Annotated in this window: 17 protein-coding genes; 7 read left to right on the top strand and 10 right to left on the bottom strand. The window is 70.6% G+C overall.

Annotated features, from left to right (window positions below; all coding sequences use genetic code 11):
* Nucleotides 1-121: 121 nt before the first annotated feature.
* Together ACFYY1_RS08480 and ACFYY1_RS08485 are read left to right on the top strand one after the other, a co-directional pair.
* On the top strand, nucleotides 122-667 hold the full coding sequence (locus tag ACFYY1_RS08480; RefSeq protein ID WP_388582531.1) for an ATP-binding protein: 546 nt from the start codon (nucleotides 122-124) through the stop codon (nucleotides 665-667).
* A 542-nt stretch (nucleotides 668-1,209) separates the two neighbouring features.
* A complete protein-coding gene (locus ACFYY1_RS08485) occupies nucleotides 1,210-1,473 on the top strand; it encodes a hypothetical protein (protein WP_388582532.1) in 264 nt (87 codons plus the stop codon).
* 212 nt (nucleotides 1,474-1,685) lie between these two features.
* Here the strand turns inward: ACFYY1_RS08485 and ACFYY1_RS08490 are convergent, their stop codons facing one another.
* Together ACFYY1_RS08490 and ACFYY1_RS08495 are read right to left on the bottom strand one after the other, a co-directional pair.
* Nucleotides 1,686-2,258 (bottom strand): dihydrofolate reductase family protein, encoded by a 573-nt coding sequence (locus ACFYY1_RS08490; RefSeq protein ID WP_388582535.1) that lies wholly within the window; start codon nucleotides 2,256-2,258, stop codon nucleotides 1,686-1,688.
* Between the two features lie 137 nt (nucleotides 2,259-2,395).
* Nucleotides 2,396-3,145, bottom strand: coding sequence for a TioE family transcriptional regulator (locus tag ACFYY1_RS08495; RefSeq protein WP_388582538.1), 750 nt, complete (start codon nucleotides 3,143-3,145; stop codon nucleotides 2,396-2,398).
* 58 nt (nucleotides 3,146-3,203) lie between these two features.
* Between ACFYY1_RS08495 and ACFYY1_RS08500 the strand changes: the two genes are divergently transcribed.
* Entirely contained in the window at nucleotides 3,204-4,409 is a 1,206-nt protein-coding gene (locus tag ACFYY1_RS08500) for an erythromycin esterase family protein (RefSeq protein WP_388582540.1), read from the top strand.
* On the opposite strand, the gene ACFYY1_RS08505 is transcribed toward ACFYY1_RS08500, so the two are convergent.
* Nucleotides 4,384-5,643 carry a serine hydrolase domain-containing protein gene (locus tag ACFYY1_RS08505; protein ID WP_388582542.1) on the bottom strand — a complete coding sequence of 420 codons (1,260 nt, stop codon included), beginning with the start codon at nucleotides 5,641-5,643 and terminating at the stop codon, nucleotides 4,384-4,386. The two genes, ACFYY1_RS08500 and ACFYY1_RS08505, sit on opposite strands and share 26 nt — an antisense overlap.
* Before the next feature lie 103 nt (nucleotides 5,644-5,746).
* Complete coding sequence (locus ACFYY1_RS08510; protein ID WP_388582546.1) at nucleotides 5,747-8,332, bottom strand: MFS transporter; 2,586 nt, start codon at nucleotides 8,330-8,332, stop codon at nucleotides 5,747-5,749.
* 511 nt (nucleotides 8,333-8,843) lie between these two features.
* On the opposite strand from ACFYY1_RS08510, the gene ACFYY1_RS08515 reads away from it, so the two are divergent.
* Nucleotides 8,844-9,713 (top strand): LLM class F420-dependent oxidoreductase, encoded by an 870-nt coding sequence (locus ACFYY1_RS08515; RefSeq protein ID WP_351261535.1) that lies wholly within the window; start codon nucleotides 8,844-8,846, stop codon nucleotides 9,711-9,713.
* Nucleotides 9,714-9,764: 51 nt separating this feature from the next.
* Here the strand turns inward: ACFYY1_RS08515 and ACFYY1_RS08520 are convergent, their stop codons facing one another.
* A complete protein-coding gene (locus tag ACFYY1_RS08520; protein WP_388582549.1) occupies nucleotides 9,765-10,268 on the bottom strand; it encodes a DinB family protein in 504 nt (167 codons plus the stop codon).
* Between the two features lie 311 nt (nucleotides 10,269-10,579).
* Here ACFYY1_RS08520 and ACFYY1_RS08525 point away from each other — a divergent pair, with 311 nt between their 5' ends.
* The 3 genes from ACFYY1_RS08525 to ACFYY1_RS08535 all read left to right on the top strand — a co-directional run bounded on the left by ACFYY1_RS08525 (nucleotide 10,580) and on the right by ACFYY1_RS08535 (nucleotide 14,544).
* The gene (locus tag ACFYY1_RS08525) at nucleotides 10,580-11,173 is read left to right on the top strand and encodes a hypothetical protein (protein WP_388582551.1); all 594 of its coding nucleotides are present in this window, start codon (nucleotides 10,580-10,582) and stop codon (nucleotides 11,171-11,173) included.
* 249 nt (nucleotides 11,174-11,422) lie between these two features.
* Nucleotides 11,423-13,765 (top strand): Tox-REase-5 domain-containing protein, encoded by a 2,343-nt coding sequence (locus tag ACFYY1_RS08530; RefSeq protein ID WP_388582554.1) that lies wholly within the window; start codon nucleotides 11,423-11,425, stop codon nucleotides 13,763-13,765.
* 50 nt (nucleotides 13,766-13,815) lie between these two features.
* Nucleotides 13,816-14,544, top strand: coding sequence for an Imm52 family immunity protein (locus tag ACFYY1_RS08535; protein WP_388582556.1), 729 nt, complete (start codon nucleotides 13,816-13,818; stop codon nucleotides 14,542-14,544).
* 65 nt (nucleotides 14,545-14,609) lie between these two features.
* Here the strand turns inward: ACFYY1_RS08535 and ACFYY1_RS08540 are convergent, their stop codons facing one another.
* The 5 genes from ACFYY1_RS08540 to ACFYY1_RS08560 form a co-directional block, all read right to left on the bottom strand.
* Entirely contained in the window at nucleotides 14,610-15,059 is a 450-nt protein-coding gene (locus ACFYY1_RS08540; protein WP_388582558.1) for a DUF3592 domain-containing protein, read from the bottom strand.
* A gap of 20 nt (nucleotides 15,060-15,079) precedes the next feature.
* Complete coding sequence (locus ACFYY1_RS08545; protein ID WP_388582561.1) at nucleotides 15,080-15,664, bottom strand: hypothetical protein; 585 nt, start codon at nucleotides 15,662-15,664, stop codon at nucleotides 15,080-15,082.
* A gap of 42 nt (nucleotides 15,665-15,706) precedes the next feature.
* On the bottom strand, nucleotides 15,707-17,707 hold the full coding sequence (locus ACFYY1_RS08550) for a hypothetical protein (RefSeq protein WP_388582563.1): 2,001 nt from the start codon (nucleotides 17,705-17,707) through the stop codon (nucleotides 15,707-15,709).
* Nucleotides 17,708-17,918: 211 nt separating this feature from the next.
* Complete coding sequence (locus tag ACFYY1_RS08555) at nucleotides 17,919-19,349, bottom strand: APC family permease (RefSeq protein ID WP_388582565.1); 1,431 nt, start codon at nucleotides 19,347-19,349, stop codon at nucleotides 17,919-17,921.
* Complete coding sequence (locus ACFYY1_RS08560) at nucleotides 19,346-20,494, bottom strand: Zn-dependent alcohol dehydrogenase (RefSeq protein ID WP_388582568.1); 1,149 nt, start codon at nucleotides 20,492-20,494, stop codon at nucleotides 19,346-19,348. Before ACFYY1_RS08560 ends, ACFYY1_RS08555 begins: the two co-directional genes overlap by 4 nt.
* Nucleotide 20,495: the final 1 nt, after the last annotated feature.

Raw genomic sequence — 20,495 nt, forward strand, 5'->3', positions numbered from 1 at the left:
CGGTCCCGTGTCAGGGAGACAGGCCACTGCTCGTCCACAACGCAACAACGTGAGCCATTCGTGCGCGCCCACGCGAAAGAGAGAAACCGCCAACAAGTCACCCGCACAAGGGGAGTCCGTCATGTACGTATCCACCTTCACCGCGCTCTGTCCGACCGCCACCGCCGAGACGAGTCCGCAGGCCACCCCGCACCCCCACCTCGCCCTCCGCTCCGACCCCTCGCAGGTGCATCCCCGGCCCCACCTGCGCTCCAAGGGCCACTCCGGGCGCGGGCTCTCGTTGAGTTTCACGCTGCCTGGGGACCTCCGGAGCGCGTTCATCGGCCGGACCGTGGTGGCCGCCGCCCTGGAAGCGCACGGCCTTGCTCCATATGTCTGGCCGGCCACGCACGTCGTGGACGAACTCGTTGCCGTCACCGTACGGATGAGTCCGGGCAAGGACTTCTACGTATCACTGCGCCACCGCGACGATGCCGTACGTCTCCTTGTCTGGGACCAGCACCCGCACCACCCCGCACCGGACACGGCCGCCCTGTGCGAGGCCCGGCGCCGACGGGCGCTCTGGATGCTGGCGGCCGTTGTGGACGACTGGGGTGGCGAGTGGGGTGCTGCCGAAGCCAACCTGCCCCGACGCGGCATCAAATCCTGGGTCGAGCTGCCCCGTTGAGAAGGTGAACCAAGAAGCGTGAGTGGTCGATGGCGGCGCTTGCGCGCTCGGGCAGCGGTGGCGCCGCGGCCGATGCCGAACTCGATCAGCCCATCGGTGATCTGTGGCTGGCGCACGCGGAGATCGACTTGGCAGCCAGGAGCGAGCCCATGCGAGGGGCTGCCCATCGATTTGCAGCGCGCCTCGCGGAGGCGGTCAGGGGCGGGGTATCTGAGGGGTCCGCGCTGCGCGGGCCGCAGGCGGAGTTCTTCGACGCGGCGTACGACGACATGTGGCCTGGCCGTCGGCGGGCGGGAGGGCCGTGATCGGAGACGGAGCGCCACCCGGCGTGAAGGATGCCGGGCATCTCTACACTCGCAGCGCACCAGTCGATCAACGGTGAGGGACAGCAACTCCCGTGCGTTGCTGGGGCGTTGGCGGGAGCGTGGCGAGAGTGCGCTTGCTCGGCGAAGGTGAGAGGCTCGCCGTGGTGGGCCGGGCAATTGGTTGCCGTCGCGGCGGAGGGCTGGGGCCGCGTCTTCACTTGACTCAGGGGGATTTCGTTGTCGGAACGCCAGCAGGCCATCGAACGCAATCTGTGGGCCGCACCGGCGCTCTTCGTGCTGGTGGCGTGGGTGCTGTTCAAAGCGGATACCGGCGCATCGATGCAGAGGGTTGCCTGGATCATCTACGCGGTCGGCTGGATCCCCGCTCTGGGGATGCTCGGTCGGGCCGTCGCTCTGCGCAGAAATCCTGGGATCGGTGCGGTCTTCGGCTGCGGAATCCTCTTGCTCATGGGCGCACTGTTCTGGGTAAACCACGGCTGACGCCCTGGCCTTGACGTCAGCGGAAGCGGTACGTCGAGAGGCGTATCGCTTCCGCGGTGACGGCCGTCTCGGCAGCGTCGTAGCCGACGGCTGCTGATCCTGCCGCGGGTGCGTTCAGCTCCCCCGACCCTGATTCGGTGCGGTGTTACGCAGCCGGCTATCGGGTGGTGTGAGCCGGTTGGAGCGCGGGCGCGGGCGCGGCGGTGGTGGTGTCAGTGGATGACGTCGAAGACGTTCTTCTGCAGGCCGTTGGAGTACGCCTCGTGCTCGACGAGCTTCAGCTTCTGGGTGTCCTTGTCCGTGCCGCTGAACAGGCGCTTGCCCGCGCCGAGCAGCAGGGGGAAGACGAGGAGGTGGTAGCGGTCGATCAGGCCGGCGTCCGAGAGGTTCCGGTTGAGGGTGGCGCTGCCGTGGATGATGATCGGGCCGCCCTCGGTCTCCTTCAGCGCGGCGACGTCGTCGAGCGAGTGCAGGATCGTGGTTTCGCCCCAGTTGGAGACCAGGTCGCCCTCGGTGAGGGTGGTGGAGACGACGTACTTCGGCATCCGCTTGTAGTCGGCGAAGTCCGCCATGTCCGGCCACACCGGGCTGAACGCCTCGTAGCTGACCCGGCCCATCATCATCGCGGCGGCTTCCTGCTGCTCCCGGCCCTTGATCTCGAACGCCTCCGGGACGAACTCCATGTCCTTGAACGTCCACCCCGAGTTCCGGTAGCCGGGCTCGCCGCCCGGGGCCTCCACGACGCCGTCGAGCGAGACGAAGGCGGTGCTGATCAGGGTGCGCATCTGAGGACTCCTGGTTTCGCGTGGGTGGTGCGGCAGCGGGCTGCGCCGCACCGAACTATTGCTCACTTACTTACAGACTGCAGACTCCGGATTTACGGGAAACTCATCGGTCCCCGTCGATCGTGTGTGCGGCTGTCTCATCCGCGTTCGCGCAGATGCGCCTCCAGCTCAGCGGCCCCGGCCAGCATCGCGCGTCCTCGGGCGGTCAGCCGGTCGTGCCAGTTGCGCAGGGTGGCTGCCAGAGGCTCCGGGCCGCCCGCCGCGCGGACCTGGGCGATCAGCGGGGCGATCTGCTCCAACAGGTAGCCGCCCCGCCGTAGTTGGTGGGCCATCCGGGCGTCTCGTACGTCGCCCTCGCCGTAGACGCGGTAACCGGTCCGTGGGTCGCGGCGCGGCTGCACCAGTCCGGCGCGCTCCCATTTGCGCAGCGTCGCGGGCCGGATGCCGAGCTTCCCCGCCAGCGGCCCGATGAAGGTCCCGCCGGAATCAGAACCGGAACCGGAACCGGGTGCCGTGTCCGGGGCGGGCGCCGCCGTGGGGTCCAGGTCGCGGAGGGCACGTTCCACGGCCCGCAGCGTCTGCCGGTCGTCCAGGAGCTGGGCGTGGCTCTCGTCGACGAGGTGCAACGCCTCGTCGACCGCGCCCTCGTTCACCGCCCGCATGATCGCCGTCGCCGTGGGGTGACCGTGGCCGGGGACCAGGGCGAGGAACGCGCGCAGGGCCCCCGCGTGCAGCGAGGTGTAGGTGCGGTAGCCGTGGGGGGTGCGACCGGCGGCGGGGAGGATGCCGGCCTCCTCGTAGTTCCTGACCGCCTGGGTGGACAGACCGTGCGCGCGTGCCAGGTCGATCGGTCGGAGCCGATCACCGGTTTGAAGGTTTTGACCCATGGTCCTGCCGATATCGCGGGAAAGTTTCAACCGAAGGTTCAACGATAGCGTTGAAGGCATGGCTACCGACATCAAGGACACCGCCCGAGCCGTCGATGCTGCCGCCGTCATGAGGCTGCTCCCGGCCCGGCCCCGGGTGCTCGCCCTGGGCGAGCCCACCCACGGCGAGGACACCCTGCTCGACCTGCGCAACGAGCTCTTCCGGCAGCTCGTCGAGGAGGAGGGCTACCGGACGATCACGATCGAGAGCGACTGCCTGGCCGGCCTGGCCGTGGACGACTACGTCACCTCGGGCACGGGCACCCTCGACGAGGTCATGGAGCACGGCTTCAGCCACGGCTGGGGCGCCTCCGCGGCCAACCGCGAGCTCGTGCGCTGGATGCGCGCCCACAACGACGGCAGGCCCGCGCCCGAGCGGGTCCGCTTCGCCGGCTTCGACGGCCCGCTGGAGATCACCGCCGCCGCGAGCCCCCGGCAGTCCCTCACCGCGCTTCACGGCTACCTCGCGGACCGGGTGGACGTGGACCTGCTCCCCTGCACCGCGCAGACGCTCGACCGCCTGCTCGGCGCCGACGACCGGTGGACCGAGCCCGCCGCGATGAGGGACCCGTCCCGGTCCGTGGGGCAGTCGGCCGACGCCGGTCGACTGCGGCTGCTCGCCGACGACCTGGTGGCGCTGCTCGACGCGCAGACGCCGCACCTGATCGCGGCGGGGCAGCCGGAGGACCGGGACCGGGCGCGGCTGCACGGGCGGACCGCGATCGGGCTGCTGCGCTACCACCACTGGATGGCCGACGCCTCACCGGTCCGCCTGAGCCGACTGGCGGGGCTGCGGGACCAGATGATGGCCCACAACATCCTCGCCCTCGCCGAGCGGGGCCCCGTGCTCGTCCACGCCCACAACTCCCACCTCCAGCGGGAGAAGAGCTCGATGCGGATGGGCGGGATGCCGCTGGAGTGGTGGAGCGCCGGTGCGCTGGTGGACGCCGGGCTCGGCGAGGAGTACGCCTTCGTGGCGACGGCCCTCGGCACGATCCGGCACCGGGGTGTGGGCACCCCGCCGCCGGACACCGTCGAAGGACTCCTGTACGCGCTCCCCGAGGACCGCTGCGTCATCGACGCCGGCCGGCTGGCCACCGTCCTCGGGGACACACGGCCCGGCCCCCGGGTATCCCCTTGGTTCGGCTACGCCCCGTTCGACCCGGCCCACCTGGCGGACAGCGACGGCATCGTGTTCGTCAAGGACGTCCCACAGGTCCAGTGAGGGATCGGGCCCCGGCCGGGCCGCCCGGGGCCTTGTTGCAGAACTCCGCCTCGATCACGTCGACGTAGACCGCCCCGTCCAGCAGCCAGTCTCCGTTGATGTTGAACGTCAGCTGGTGCTTCCCGTCCGGTGTGCCGACCATCGCGGACAGGGAACCGTTCGTGCGGCCGCTCTTGCCCACCACCTTCACACCGCAGGACAGCTCCGCGAACTCGACGCCGAGTCCGTACCCGGTCCCGTCGCCCAGCGGCACCTCGTCGAGCATCTCCTTCATCTGCGTGGGTGGCAGCAACTCACCGGCCATCAGCGAGCGTTGGAAGCGGTTGAGGTCGCCGCCGGTGGAGATGATGTCGCCGGACGCGCCCAGCCAGGTCATGTTCTGCTCGGTGGCGTCGTGGATCTCCGCGTCGGGGGTCTCCTGGTGGAAGCGGGAGTAGCCGACGGGGTGCGGGTCCGGCATCTGCGGTGCCGTGCCGGGGAACGACGTCCCGCGCAGCTTCAGCGGCCGGATGATGCGGCGGGTGGTCTCCTGCGCGTACGAACGGCCCGTCGCCTTCTCGATGACCATCCCGGCCATGACGTAGTTGGTGTTCGAGTACAGCGGCGTCTTCTCCGGGTCGGGTACCGGCGGGTACTTCAGCGCGACCGCCACCAGTTCCTCGGGGGTGTGGGTGTCGTAGCGGTGCTCCGGGAAGCCGGGGCCGGCGGCGTCGTGCGCGAACGCGGGGTCCGAGGTGTGGTCGGCGATGCCGCTGGTGTGGTTGAGGAGGCTGCGCAGCGTGATCCGGCTGCCGTCGTACCCGTTGCCCCGCACCAGGCCGGGCAGCCAGTGCTCGACCGGGTCGTCGAGGCTCAGCTTCCCCTCGGCCTCCAGCTGGAGCAGGACGGTCGCGATGAACGTCTTGGTGATGCTGGCCCCGCGGAAGTGGTCGCCGGGCGAGCGCTCGCGGCCGGTCGCGGTGTCGGCGTGTCCGGCCGATCCGTACCAACTTCCCCTGCTGTCCCGTGCCATGGCGGCGACTCCGGGCAGTTCGCCCTGCTCGACCACGGCGCGCAGCGCGGCCCGGGTCGCCTCGTGGCCGCGCGGCGACTGCGCCTCGTACGCGGGTGCGGGTGCGGGTGCGGCCGCGGTGGGCGCGGGTGCCGCTTGTGCGGAAGGGTCGAGCGCGGCAGCTCCCGCGGTCGCGGCGACCGCCAGGGCGAGCGAGGAGATCCGTGCGGTTCGTTGCCTCATGCGTCTTGCCTCCAGGTCACCGAGGGGGCGAGGTGTCGCCCCCTCGGTGCCACTGACGCGCAACGCGGGCCTCAGGGTTGATCGTTGGGGCTGTTCGCCCGGGTCACTCCTTGGGGGCCCTGGCCGTGATCAGCAGACCGGCGAGCACGGCCGCCAGCAGGGTGAGGCCGACCGTCCACCAGAGGGCTACGGAGTACCCCTCCACCACCGCCGCGTTGATCCGGTCTACGGTGCGGGAAAGCGTGTCCGGAAGGTTCGACCGGCTGATCGGGAAGCCGGTCTTGGCCGCATCGACCAGAGCGGTGGGAACGTCCGGCGAATTGGTCAGCCGGGCGGAGATCGCCGAGGCGAGGACGCTGACGAACAGGGGCCAGGCGGCCCAGCTGCCCAGGTTCTGGGCGGCGAGGACCGCTGCCGAGGTCCCGCCGGAGTCCTGCGCGGCGACTTGGCCGGTCACGGTGGTGAACAGCGGGGTGAGGGCCAGTCCGGAGCCGAAGCCGATGAGCAGTGTGCCCGGCAGCACCTGGGCGGTGAACGTGCTGTCGGCGTCGATCCCGGTCAGGACCGCCAGGCCGACCGCCGTCAGCAGCAGGCCCGGCACGATCAGGTTGCGGGGCGCCACCCGGTGGCACAGCCGGGCGGCGACCTGGGTGGCGGCGAGGACGGCCGCGCCGGCCATGGGCAGCAGGGCCGTACCGGCGCCGCTCGGGGGGAATCCGATGACGCCCTGGATGTACCTGTTCAGGATCAGGAACGCGGCGAACAGGCTCAGGCCCAGGAAGAACAGGGTGAGGAGAGAGCCCGCACGGCTACGGTCCCTGAGCACGTGCACCGGGACGAGCGGGTTGGGAGAACTGGTCTGCTGCCACCCGAAGGCCAGGAGCAACAGGGCGCCGCCCATGAGGGGGATCAGGGTCAGAAGGGAGGTCCAGCCCGTCGCCTGGGCCCTGTCGAAGCCGAAGGCGAGGGCGATGAGCGCGACGGAGCCGATCGCCAGGCCCGGTGCGTCGAGACGGGCGGGGGTGCGGACCGGGTGCGGGTCGTGCACCAGGGGGGCCGCGCAGACCGCGATGACCAGCGCGATCCCGGCGATGGCGTACATGCACATGCGCCATGCCAGGCTGTCGATCAGCGTGGCGCTCGCGAACAGACCGAACGCCAGTCCGCCGCCGGCGACCGCGGCGTAGATGCCGAAGGCCCTGCCGCGTTCCTTCGGGTCGCTGAATCCGGCGGAGACCAGGGCCAGCGCGGACGACGAGAGCAGCGCGGCGGACATGCCCTGGAGTGCGCTGGCGACGATGAGCAGGTCGGCGTTGGGGGCCAGTCCGCTGATCACGAAGGCCAGGGCGAGACCGGCCGAGCCGATGACGAACACCTTTTTGCGGCCCAGGAGATCGCAGAGGTGCCCGCCGAGCAGCAGCAGCAAGCCGAAGGCCAGCGTGTAGGCGGTGGAGTACAGGCGTAGGCCGTCGATCGAGGCGCCCAGATCGATGTAGATGGCCGGCAGGGCGGTGTTCGTGATCGACATGCCGATCAGCACCAGCAGCTGGGCCAGCGCGGCCATCCCCAGCCCCCACCACCGCATGGGGTGCGGAGCCGGGGCTCCGGGCGGGACTGGGACCGTCGGCAGGCCACCGGGCGCCTTGCTCAGGGACGGCCCGAACCCCGGTGACGGGTGGCGGTCCGCCGGTGCCGTCGGGGCGTACGCGGGATGCGGGGGGAGTGGCTGGGGCCGGTCGGCGTACTGCGGCTGGGCCGGGACGCGCGGGTCCGGCTGAGCGCTCCTCGTCTCCGGGGCGAAGTCCAGCAATTGGGCGGCATGCCGCCCGAGTTGGGCGAGCACCGAGCCCGGCAGCCATTCGCCGCCCTGGTCACCGGCCGTGCGGGCGACCACGTCGGCGGGTGTGGGCCGCTGTGCCGGGTCCTTGTGCAGACAGGCGCGTACGAGGTCGACGAGTGACTCCGGTACGCCGGTCAGGTCCGCTTCCTCCTCCGCGATGCGGAACAGGTGCGCGTTCAGACCGGTCTCCGTGGCACCGAACAGGAGGCGGCCGGTGGCGGCGTAGACCAGCACCGCGCCCAGGCAGAACACGTCGCTGGCCGCGGTGAGTTCGAGGCCGCGCACCTGCTCGGGCGACATGAAGCCGGGGGAGCCGATCAGCATTCCGGTACGGGTGTGCAGGCTGTCCCCGGCGAGGCTGTCCATGGCCCGCGCGATCCCGAAGTCGATCACCCGTGGCCCGTCCACCGTCACCAGCACGTTGGAGGGCTTCAGGTCGCGGTGGATCAGGCCCGCGCCGTGCACCGACTGCAGGGCGGTGGCCAGGCGGTTGGCGAGGGTGCGGACCGAGTGCTCGGGCAGCGGTCCGAAGTCCTTGGCGACCACGGTGGTCAGGTCGGGCCCGGGGATGTACTGGGTCGCCACCCAGGGCACCCGGGCCTCGGTGTCGGCGTCGAGCACGGCCGCCGTCCAGGTCCCACCCACCAGGCGGGCGGCGGCCACCTCACGCGTGAACCGCTTGCGGAATTCGGGGTGCTGGGCGTGTTCGGCCTGCACCACCTTCACGGCCACGGTCCGTCCGGCTTCGGAGCGTCCGAGGTACACCAGGCCCATGCCGCCCGCGCCCAGCCGGGCTATCAGACGGTAGGGGCCGATGTGCTGGGGATCTTCGGCGGTCAACTGTTCCACGGGAGCAAGATAGTTGAGGTATCCAAGCCGTGGTGCCCGGTTGCCGTGAACGATCGGTGTACGTGTGCGTGTGCGGGCGCGCGGCGCGCGGCACGCGGTACGCGGTGCGGGGCTCAGTCGGGGGCGGCATGAGCGGCGGGCCGTCGGACTCCGCCGCCGAGGCGATCTTGCGCAGCAGGACCACGAGCTGCTCCCGCTCCTCCTCGCTCAGCGGGGCCAGGAGCGCGCGCTCCGTCTCCATCTGCTCGCCGATCGTGGCCGACCAGGCGTCGGACCCCTTCCCGGTCACGTGGGCCGGATCGCGCGTGGTCTCCATGGTCCCAGCATGGAAGCGTTGATACGGATTCGGATATTTTGGAATCGTACTAAGCTCTGCTCTCTGCTCTCTGCTCTCTGCTCTCCGCTCTCCGCTCGACATGCCGATGAGTGTCGCCTCGCGTAGCGTGACAAACCCCGGCCGCGAGGCGCCGCAGTTCCGCGCCCGAGCCCCCTCGGCCTTCGGAGGGCGGACATGAAGCTCGGTCTGCACTACTGGAACTACTCGACACCGGCCGACCCGGCACTCATCGCGCCCACGCTCGCGGAGTCGGTGCGGGTCGCCGAGCAGGCCGGGATCGCGTCCTTCAGCGTGATGGACCACTACTTCCAGATGGAGACCGGGCGGAGCGTCGCCGACGAACCGATGCTGGAGGGGTACACCACCCTCGGCTACGTGGCGGCGGTGAGCGAACGGATGACGCTCGGCCTGATGGTCACGGGGGTGATGTACCGGCACCCCGGCCTGCTGGCGAAGATCGTCACCAGCCTGGACGTGCTGTCGGGCGGCAGGGCGAGGCTGGGCATCGGCGCCTCCTGGTACGAGCGCGAGCAGTACGGGCTCGGCGTGCCGGTGGTCCCGGTCGCCGAGCGGTTCGAACGGCTGGAGGAGACGCTCCGCATCTGCCTCCAGATGTGGAGCGACGACAACGGCCCGTTCCGGGGCCGTCATTACCGGCTCGCCGAGACGCTGTGCGTGCCCGAACCGATCGGCGGGCACCCGCCGATCATGATCGGCGGCGGGGGCGAGAAGAAGACCCTGCTCCTGGTCGCCCGCTACGGGGACGCGTGCAACCTCTTCGCCACCGACCAGGAGGAAGTGGCCCACAAACTCGATGTGCTGCGGGCGCACTGCGAGGCGGAGGACCGCGACTACGACGCCATCACGAAGACCGTGATGTACGGCGGCCCGGTGCTGGAGAAGCCGGCCGCGTTCCTCGCCGACGCGGAGGCGTACGCGGACCTGGGCATCAGCGAGATCCAGGTGCTGCCCGACCGGCACCCGGTCAGTTTCACCCACCAGATCGCGGAGCGCATCGCACCCGCCGTCGCCGGGATCGGATAGCCGGCGGCGGGGGCGAGGGGCGATGCGCTCCCGCGTCGCACCAGGACGGGTCTACGCGCCCGTGGTGCCGTCGACGATCTCCCGGATCACGTCGAGGTGGCCGTTGTGCCGGGCGGTCTCCTCGATCAGATGCATGACGATCCAGCGCAGATCGGGGTGCCTGCCGTCGCGCCGCGGCTGCTTGGCCGGTGTGTCCAGGCTGGTGGATGCCACCAACTCGCGGTAACGGGTGGTTCGTTCCTCGTAGAGCGAAAGCACGTCGGCGAGTGGCATGTCCACCGCGATGCGCATTTCGCGGTCGGGGTCCTCGTCGGTCCACGGCCCCTCGTCCGGACCACCGAGGAAGGCCACCTCGAACCAGTAGTACTCCACCCAGCTCAGGTGGTTGATCAGCCCGGCGATCGTCATCAGGGGCGATCCGGGCAGCGGGGCCCTGCGGGCGTCCTCCGGCGAGACGCCCTCGCACTTCGCGCGCGCGGTGGCGCGGACATAGTCGAGGAAGGTGGCCAACTGGGTGCGCTCGTCCCATGCGGGAGGCGAATCGGTGCGTGTCATCGCCGTACACGATGTGCGATGGGCCGCCCCCTGTCCACCGCATTGTCCAATGGGGCCCGTCGCTGGGTCCGTGGGCCCACGCCCCGGCGATCCGGCCTCATTACGCTCGTGCACGACCAACTGTGAGCCAACCGCCGGCGCCCGGGACGAGCGCCTGTCCGGCGTGCCCGCAGACACCCGGAGCTGCACGCGCCACTTGTTTGCACCTGCTTGCACTTGCTTGCAACTGCTTGCACCTGTTCTTGGCCTGTCTCTGTCTATCTCCATCTGTCTCCATCTCTGTCTCCACACATTCATGGGGTGATGTGTCGATGAGTGACGGTTTCTTCTACTCGTACCACCTCGGCTGGAGCCGCCCGGACTCCGAGTCGCTCTTCAACGATCTCGAAGCGGCGGGGCTGCGGCTCAGCCACCCGGTCACCCGACGGGTCACACTGCTCGGCCCGGGGCCCGGCCCGCACGGCACTCCGTCGTGGGTGACCAGGGAGCAGCTCGTGCTCCTCGCCGGACTCCAGCGGCTCGACAGTGTCGACTTCGTGCTGTGGGTGGACAGCGGAACCGAAGTGCCCGCACGCATCCGCCGGATGCGGGACGGGGTGGTCGCGCTGGAATTCGGGTTCGGCCGGCTGGCCCGGGACGAACAGGAGGTGGCCGCGAGGGCGATCAGGGAGGCGATAGGGCGGGCTTCCGTGCTCTGCATCGGCTTCGTCGTCGACCGCGAGGGTGCCTCCGTGGCGACGGACTGGAGCGGAGTCGTCATCAACGGCACCACGTTCTTCGACAGTTGGCCCGACACGCTGGCCGTGCGGCACGAGATAGCCGCGATGCAGCCGCAGCTCGCCGGGGTGGCCTCGTACGACCAGTCGCCCTGGATGCTCTTCGGGAGCGAGGTCCCCGTCCGGTAGCGACTTCCCGTCCGTCAGTGAGTTCCCGTCCGTCAGTGAATTCCCGTCCGGTAGTGAGTTCCCGTCCAGTAGGGCCGACTTTGAGCCTTGCATTGGGTCCTGAGGCCCATGCCCCGATGGGTGCCGGTGTGGTCGGATGCGTGGAGTGGCTGAACTGTGGCCGTACACCGGCAAGGTGGGGGACTCGTCGTGTCTGGCATAGGCGGATTTGCGGTTTCGGGTAGCGGGGGCGGGGGCGGGAGCGTCGCCGTGGGCCGGCAGGGCAGGCAGTCCCTGCCGCGCCCGTTGCAGGCGGTGCTGATCCTCGTACGGTTCCTCTTCGCCGCCGCGGCCCTGGGCGGCATCGGTGTGCTGACGGTGGCGTCGGCGGTCGACGAGGTCGACGGCCAGCTCTTCGGGCTGCTGCTGTACGCGGCGCTGCCGAGCGTGATCGCCTTCGTGCTCTCGCTGTACGCGCGCACCGGCGGCGTCTGGATCTGGCGCGGACTGCTGGCCGTACACGTCTGGCTCACCTTCGGCGCACTGGCGAACCTCGGCGGGGACAGCGGTGGGCGCGCAGTCACCCAGCTGGTGATGCCGATTGCCGTCATCGTCCTGCTGTTCCGGCCGAGTTCACGCGAATGGTTCGACCTGCCCCTCGAACAGCGGCTGCCACACCGGCGGTTCAGCATCGCGCGCATGATCAAGTGGCGTCGGGACGACGCAGGTCAGACCGCGATGGAATACCTGGGCATGATCCTGGTGGTCGTGGCCCTCATCGGCGGGCTCGTCGTCACGGGCATCGCCGCCCAGCTGACCGGCGGCATGCAGGACGCGATCTGCCGGCTCACCGGGAGCGCCTGCCCCGCGCCCGGCAGCAACGTGGAGGCGGGGCCCGGCAAGGACTCCGGCGGTACGACCGCCTCCGGTGGCACGGACTCGGGCGGTACGGCCACCTCCGGCGGCACGGACTCCGGCGGGTCGGACACGGCCGGGGGCTCCAACACGGCCGGCGGAACCGACACAGCCGGTGGAACCAGCACCTCGGGCGCATCGGGCGCATCGGGCGCATCGGGCGGCTCGGGATCCGACTCGGGCGGCTCCGGCGGTCCGGGCGACTCCGGCGCCGCCGGAAGCTCCGCGGGCTCCAACGGGGGCGACCCCGCCGTCCAGGTCGACGACGGCGGCGACGACGTGGACACCTCCGGGGAGCCGAACGGCGGCGACGACGACCAGGACGACTCCGGCGACGGCGACGACGGGAAGTCCGACGAGAGCTGCACCTCGGGCGTCGGCGCGTTCTTCTCCTGCGCCGCGCACCAGACCGGCGGCTTCTTCGAGGGCCTGATCGGCGACGGCCTGTGGGGCGACATCACCGGCACGATCGGCACGATCATCCACCCGGTCGATGCGTGGAACGGCCTGATGGACTACGGCAAGGGCCTCGGCGACAAGTGGAGCGAGGACTCCAAGGACGCCGGGGGCAAGTGGGACGACGGCGACTACCTCGGGGCGATCTGGGACTGGACCAAGGCGTCCGGCGGCACCGGCCTCAAGGTCCTCGACGACATGTTCATCGGCGACGAAGTCCGTGACATGTGGAAGAACGGCGACGAGGGCCAGGCGATCGGCACCGGCCTCTGGAACATCGGCTCGCTGTTCATCCCGGGCTACGGCGAGGCCAAGCTCATCGGCAAGTTCGGGAAGCTGGGCAAGCTCGGGAAACTCGGCAAGCTGGGCGAGGTCGCCGAGAAGGCCTCCGATGCCGCGAACAAGGCGAAGAAGGCCGCCAAGGCGGGCGATGTCGACGGCGCGGAGCGGGCCGCGCAGGAAGCGCAGCGGCACGCCGACGACGCCGCCGAGAAGGCCGGCCTCAAGGGCTGCACCATCGGGATGGGCGGTCGTGTCCGGGTCCCGTACGGCAGCGGTGCGGGCGTCGGACTGCCCGGCTCGGGCACCGGCACCATCGCCGCGCCGCCCGTCTCCGTACCCGTCGGGTTCCTCGCGAAGGACTGCGACGACGTCACCCCGGAGGACAAGGCCGCCGCCGAAGAGGCCCAGCGACTGGCCGACGAGGCGAAGAAGGCCGCCGCCGCGGCCAAGCGGAGGCAGGGGCTGCAAGCGGCCCAGAACAAGCCCAAGCCGGCCTGGTACAAGGACCTGAAGGACCCGCCGACCGGGGCCAAGGACGGTGGCGACGGGAACTGGGCGGAGGTCAAGCCGGGCGTCTTCAGCTACCCGACCGAGATGGGCGCCCGCTACCAGGAACAGATCTCCAAGGTGGGCCGCGGCAAGGAGTACCAGGTGCCGCTGGACAAGCTCACGGGCAAGGCGGTCGACTTCGACGGCTGGGACGCTTCGCGGGGCACCTACCTGGAGGCGAAGTACGGGTACACGAACTCGAAGTTCTACAACGCCGAGACCGGAACGCTCGCCCCGGACCTCGCCGACCGGTGGGCCACCCAGGCGACCCGGCAGGTCGACGCGGCGCGCGGCAGACCGGTCGAGTGGCACCTCTCCGACCCGAACGTCGCCGAAGCGGCGCGCGAGATGTTCGAGGAACGGGGCATCAACGTTAAGGTCATCAACACCCCTGACGACCTGGAGGGCTGAACGCCGGTCGGGCAGCGGAACGCAGGACCGGAACCCGAGGAGAGCGTGTCGTGCTGTACGTCGTCGTCAATGGTCTCTGGGGCCCGCGCGGGGAAACCGTGCCGGACATCGCCGAGCGCTGGTCCGGCACGCTCACCGCGCTCAGGGACATCGACGGCCCGACCTTCGACGTATGGCACGAGTCCGGGGAAGGTCTCGCCTCCGACCCCTTGCTGGAGCCCTCGGTTCCCGCACTGGTGGAGTACATCGAACGGACGAACACGGGCCCCGACCTCGACGTGGTGGGCTACACGTCGTCGTTGTGGGCGCGGAATCCCGCAGCGGCGCACGTGTCTCTCGCGATCCACGCGGGCGGCACGTCGCTCCACGCGCCGCATTCCGTCTCCCTCACCTTCCGGTCGCGCGAGGTCGACGAATCCGCCGAAGTGATCCGGCGCGCCCCGGAGATCCTGCGCGTCCTGGCGGAGCACTGGGAGACCGACGCCGGGCAGGTGTACGGAAAGCCCCAGTACCGGGCGGTGGCCGAACGGTTCGGTCTGGCCAACAGCGACCCGCGCTGCGGCCGTGCGGTCTTCCTCTCCGCCGGCCGCGCCACCCTCGCCCCCGACGACCTGCCCGGAACGTACGTCCGCACCGCGCACGGCGGACTGGTCATCGACCTCACCCGTGGCGGTACGCAGTCCCCGTCCATCGAGACGGTCGTCGAGGCGAACACGCGACTGCGGGCGGCCGGGGCGCTGACGCCGCTCCCGGAGCCCTTCGACCGCGACAGGTTCTGACCCGCGGCTTGACCGGCACGAAAGGCCCTGCCGCCGCACTGCTCGCCGCCGCACGCGGGCAGCCCTCAGAGCCATCCCCGCATCGCCGCGAACCCCAGCAGCAGCCCCACCGCGAGCGCCCCGAGCACGAGCGAGAACACCGCGGGCATCAGCACCGGACCCCACGCCCCCGGCCCGGCCACCGTGGCGCGCTTCGCCGGGTCGGCCGGGTCGTAGCTGACCCGGACCGGAGCCCCGACCTCGAAGCCGAACGGGCCCGGGGCGTGGTCGGTGAACTCGATGTCGCGGCCCTCGCGGGTGCGGAACGCGAAGACGTACTCGGTGGCGTAACCACGCTCCGAGCCCGGCCCCCGGTCGACCGTCCGGCGGTCCGAGCACCGGCCCTCGGCGCGCTCGCCGTGCCGCACCAGCCGCAGCACCCGGTTCAGCCGCAGCGCGGACCGGAGCGCGAACGCACCCAGGAACAGGGCGGACAGCAGCAGGAACGTGGCCGTGCCACCGGGCAGGATCTGCATGAACGGGCGCTCCCGGTCCGCTACTTGACCGTGATCGAGTCGACGAACGCGTCGAGGTCCTGCGCGCTCAGCGAGCCCTTCACCGCGTTGATCCGGACCGCGAACGGCACATCCTTCGAATCGACGCCCGCCACCACGACCCCCGTCATCCGGGTGCCCTGCGCCGGCGTCCGGTCCTCGCCGCTCGACGTGAACTCGTAGTCGATCCGACGCGCCTCACGGGCGCTCTCCGCACCCGCGAGCCGCACCTCCTCGGTCTCCTTGCGGGTCGCCCCGAGACCGATGCCGGCGCCCGCCGCGGACGCCGCCTCGGCGGCACTGTCCACGCCCGTGGCGAAGTCGAGCTGCACCGAGACCATGCCGGTGCGCAGCCCGCCCTCCTCCTTGAGCGCCACCGCCGCGTTGGTCTTCGCCCGGTCGGCCGCTGGCTGCTCCTTGTAGCCCTTGTCCCCGGGGTAGCCGACGGAGAGGCTCCTGGTGTCGAGCTTGTCCCAGCCCTGCGGGAGCGCGGCGCTCTCCCCGCCGCAGCCGGTGAGCAGGGCGAGGCCGATGGCGGCGGCCGCGGTCGCGCCGATGGTCCGGTACGTCTTCTTGGTCGTCGTCATCGCCTGTCGCCTATCGCCTCTTCGTCGGTGCTTCCCGTACAGCTACTTCGCGCAGTAGCTGTACGGAAGGTACGAGCGCTTGTCGCCCTGCGGAGCGCCGAGGAACTCCGCGTCCGCCAGTGTCTCCTTCTTGTGCTCGTCGGAGATGGAGAATCCCAGACTCATGCCGAGCGAGACCTCGAAGCCGAACTCCTGGGCGTCCGTCTGACCGTTGTACTTCATCTTGCTGGACAGGCCGTCCTCGTACATCAGCTGGTCGAAGGGGTCGGTTCCGGTCGGCTTCTGCTCCAGCGAATGATCGCCGAACATGTACTCGAACGGGGCAGTGTTGTTGCCGGAGCCGTCCAGCCACTGCTCGGCGATGGCGCGCTTGTCCTCGGTGGCCTGGTCGGTGTCCTTGCCGAAGACGATCGAGTTCGTCCGGACCTCGATGCCGGTGTCGCCGGAGGAGTCGGAACCGCTGACCTTGCCGCCGCGCTTGTCCTTGCCCTTCTCGCCGTTGTCGCCGCTGATGTCGCCCTTGTCGGTCGTCGAGCCGTTCTCGATGGTCTGGGTCATGTCGATCCGGACGATCTTGCCGGTCTTCTGGTCACGGGTGACGGTGACCGCCCCGGTCCGGCTGTCCTTCGCGGAGGCCGCACCGCCCAGCGAGCCGGCCGAACCGCTGACCTTGCCCTCCAGTTCGAGCTTGGCGGTGTACGTGTACGACTCGTTGCCGTTGACGTCGTCCTTGGTGATGGTCACCTCGGGGGAGAACTTCGCCTTGCCGCCGAGCTTCGCGCCGAGCTTGGACTCGTCGCCCGCGCTGATGGAGAGGCCGCCGTCCGCGTACGCGTTGAGACCGATGGTCGAGTACGAGATCTTCTTGTCGCCGATCTTGCTCTCGACGTCCTTCTTCTTGTCGGCCCACTTCATCCCGGAGTACCAGCCGCCGCCGTAGCCGCCGCTGTACTTGGTGGAGGTCTCCCACATCTTCATCTCTTCGATGTCGTCCCTCATCTTCTGGGCCTCCTCCTCGCTCTTGAAGACCCAGGTGTCACCGTTGGTGATCTTGATGCCGCCGCCGACGTCCACATCGGCCTTGCCCAGCTTGCCGAGCTTGACGCCGGGTGTGCTGGCGGTGGCTCCGGCCGAGGCGGCGTCCGTGAACGTCATGTAGACCAGCTTGTCGTTCTCGTCGACCTTGCCGTCCTCGTTCACATCGGTCTTGGCCTGGCTGACCTTCTGCTGGAAGCCGTACTCGTTGCCCCACTCGAACCAGCCGATCTTGACCTTGTCGCCGACGGTGTCGGAGATGCTGGAGACCTGGCACATCTTGGGCTCGTAGTCGGCGTCCGTCTTCGGCTTGGCGGTGGTTTCCCCGCCGCCGGTGGAACAGCCGCCACCGCCGCCGCCCATGGAGCTGATCGCGCAGCGGATGCGCTCACCGATGTCCCCGCCGACGCCGGCCATGGCCATCGCGCCGATCAGCGTCACGACGAGGACGACCACCCCGAGGTACTCCATGGCGGTGGCACCGCCGTCCCGCCAGGAGTACGGCTGGTACGGGGCGGGCTCCGGCCGGTCCGCGCGGTCGTCCAGGAGCCGGTCGACGGCCAGGCCCGCCGCCGCGCCGGTGGCCAGCGAGACGAGCGGCATCAACGTGCCCTCGACGTCCACGAGATGCCAGGACACGGCCAGCCCGTAGACGAGCGCGGCCAGCGGGACGGTGAGGGCGGCGAGGAGCGTCAGCAGGCGGGACTCGCGGTACTCGTCGGGCAGGACGCGCGCGGAGGCCAGGACCGTGAGGACGGTCGTGATGACGGCGGGTACGTGGATCAGCGCCAGGCGCCAGCCGAATCCGGCCAGCCGCTCGTCGCTGGCCAGCAGTTCGACGAGCCCGCGCGAGACCAGATACCCGGCGGCGATGTAGACCAGCGCGCCGGCGGCCCAGCTGCGGGTCAGCGCGAAGAACACGCCGCCGCTCGCACCGGATCCGCCACGCCCGCTCCCGGGCGGTATGTGGCCCGCGCCTCCGCTTCCCCAGCCCCCGCCACCAGTCACGGTTCTTCCTCTCCGACGCCCACTTGCCATGCCTGTGCCCGCAGTTCGCATTCGGGTCGACGTGAGCGTACGGGTGTACGAGCCGGGTGACCTGGGCCCTTGGCCCCAAACTCGGGCCCAACGGCCGATGCCCCGCCCTGCCGCGGGAAGCGGAGGGACGGGGCATCAGGGGAGGGGAGGGGGGAGGGGAGGGGAAGGAGGTACGGCCGGGTCAGTCCAGGTCGTCCGCGAACGTTCCCGCACGCTCGGCGACCTCGGGTCTGCGCACCCGCAGTACGGCGAAGCCGACGATGCCCACGACCAGCGCGCCGACGAACACGTACGGCAGCACGTTCAGCGGCCAGGCGGGAACCGGCCACAGGTTGCGGTAGAAGACGTAGATCATCGCGGCGGCGCCGATCAGCCCCAGGCCCCAGGTGACGAGCAGGCCGCGGGCCCCGATCCGGCGTACGAACAGCGGCGCGGCCAGACACACCAGGGTGTAGCTGAGCATGTAGCCGAAGACACCGATGGTGTCGATGTACGACGTCGCGTTCAGCGGCGCGGTTCCGGCGCCGACCACGAGCACCGCGGGGACGACGACGAACGGGGTGATGGTCCAGATCGCGGCGGACGGGGTGCGGTGGCGGGGGTGGGCGACACCGAGCCGGGCCGGCATCACACCCTCCTTCGCCATGCCGAACAGCAGCCGGGCGGCGACGGTGATGCAGGCCATCACCACGGCCACGAACGATGCCGCGAAGCCCGCGTGCAGGAAGAACTTCAGGAAGCCGAGACCGGACATCTCCGCCAGCTCGTCCATCGGGTCGGAGCTCCTGCCCAGCGCGTCCGCCCCGCCGAACCCGGCGACCTGCGCGTACGTGGCGAACATGTAGAGCACACCGGCCAGCACCGCACTGCCCATCACCGAGCGGGGGATCGCCTTGTACGGGTCGGTGGCCTCGGCCCCGAGCGACGCGGCGCCCTCGAAGCCGACGAAGCCGAGCACGCCCAGCACCACGGCGAAGACGATGCCGTCGAGGGTGGAGCCGCTGAGGCTCAGCTGGTCGGTGTCGATGATGTTCCCGCTCTTGAAGAAGGCGGGGAGCAGGACGACCACGATCAGGACGATCGACACGACCTCCAGCACCGAGGCGACCCGGGCGGCCGTCCGCACACTGGCGATCGTCAGCCGCATCGCCACGGCGGCCAGCAGCACGTCCAGCAGGATCTGACCGGTGATCCCGGTGAAGATCCCGATGCCGATCTGGTCGAGGGCGCGCGCCGTGTAGTAACCGGCCCCGGCCAGCGAACCCGAGCCGATGCACACCGCCCCGATGAGCAGCGCCCACCCGGTCACGAAGGAGCCGGGCGCCCCGAGCGAGAGCCGGGAGAAGGCGTACAGCGAACCGACCCCGGCGCGCCTGCGGGCGAAGACGCAGATGCAGTACGCGATGGCGAGCACGGCCGCCATGGCCAGGAAGAAGGAGAACCAGGCGCCGTTGCCCGCGGACGCCGCCATGCTGGCGGGGGCGAAGGCGATGACGGCGCTGGGCGCGACGTTGGCGACGCTCTGCGCGCCGACCTCGAAGGTGGAGACGGAGCGGTGGGCCAGGCCGTCGGCCGGCTTCGCGGCGGTGGACTGCTTTCCGGCGGTGCTCATGTCCGGTCCTCCATCATCAGCAGCTGGCGCAGGGCGTGGCCGGAGGCGAGGTCGGCCAGCGCGTCGCCCGCCTCGTCCAGCGGACGCCGTGCCGAGATCATCGATTCCACGTCGAGCTCGCCCGACACCACGAGGTCCACCAGTGCCGGGATGTCCCGGGCGGCGTCGACCGAGCCGTAGTTGGAGCCGAGGATGCGCTGGTCGGCCTCGGCGAGCGCCAGCGGGTCGAAACGTGCGGTGCGGCCGGTCGGCGGGAGGCCGACGATGACGGCGGCGCCGCCCTGGCCGAGCGCCGCGATGGACTGCTCGGTGGTCTCGATCTTGCCGATGGCGTCGAACACGTAGTCCAGGCCCTCCGGGACCAGGGTGCGCAGCGCCTCGACGACATCGCCCTCGCGGGCGTCGACCGTGTCCGTGGCGCCGAGCCTGCGGGCCAGCTCCAGCTTCTCCGGGACCACGTCGACGGCGACGACGCGGCCGGCCTCGGCCAGCCGGGCGCCCTGTACGCAGGACAGGCCCACGCCGCCGCAGCCGATGACGGCGACGGTGGCCCCGGCCTCGACGCCCGCCGTGTTGCGGACCGCGCCGACACCGGTGGCGATGGCGCAGCCGACCAGGGCGATGACGTCGAGGGGCGCGTCCTCGCGCACCTTGATCGCGCCGGAGGCGGGGACCACGACGCGCTCGGCGAACGAGGAGACGCCCAGGTAGTGGTGGGCCTTCCGGCCGTCGACCGAGAGCCGGCTGGTGCCGTCGTACAGCACCCCGCCGGGCGCCACGACCTCGGCGACCAGGCTGCACGCGGCGGGCCGTCCGGCGAGGCAGAAGCGGCAGGTGCCGCAGGAGGGGACCCAGGAGAGCACGACGTGGTCGCCGACCGCCAGCCCGGTGACGCCCGCGCCGAGCGCGGTGACCACGCCGGAGCCCTCGTGCCCCATCACGACCGGGGTGGGGTGGTCCCACTCGCCGCGCAGGACGTGGAGGTCGGAGTGGCAGACGCCGGCCGCGGTCACGGCGACCTCGACCTCACCGGGGCCCGGCGGGTCCAGGGTGATGTCGGCGACGGCCACCTCCTGGCCCGGGGAGCGCAGGACGACGCCGCGCACGGTGCGCGCGGTGCTCTCTTGGAAGGACGGGGAGCTCATC

Origin of the sequence: Streptomyces sp. NPDC001890, from assembly GCF_042891445.1 — a bacterium.
GTDB lineage: Bacteria > Actinomycetota > Actinomycetes > Streptomycetales > Streptomycetaceae > Streptomyces.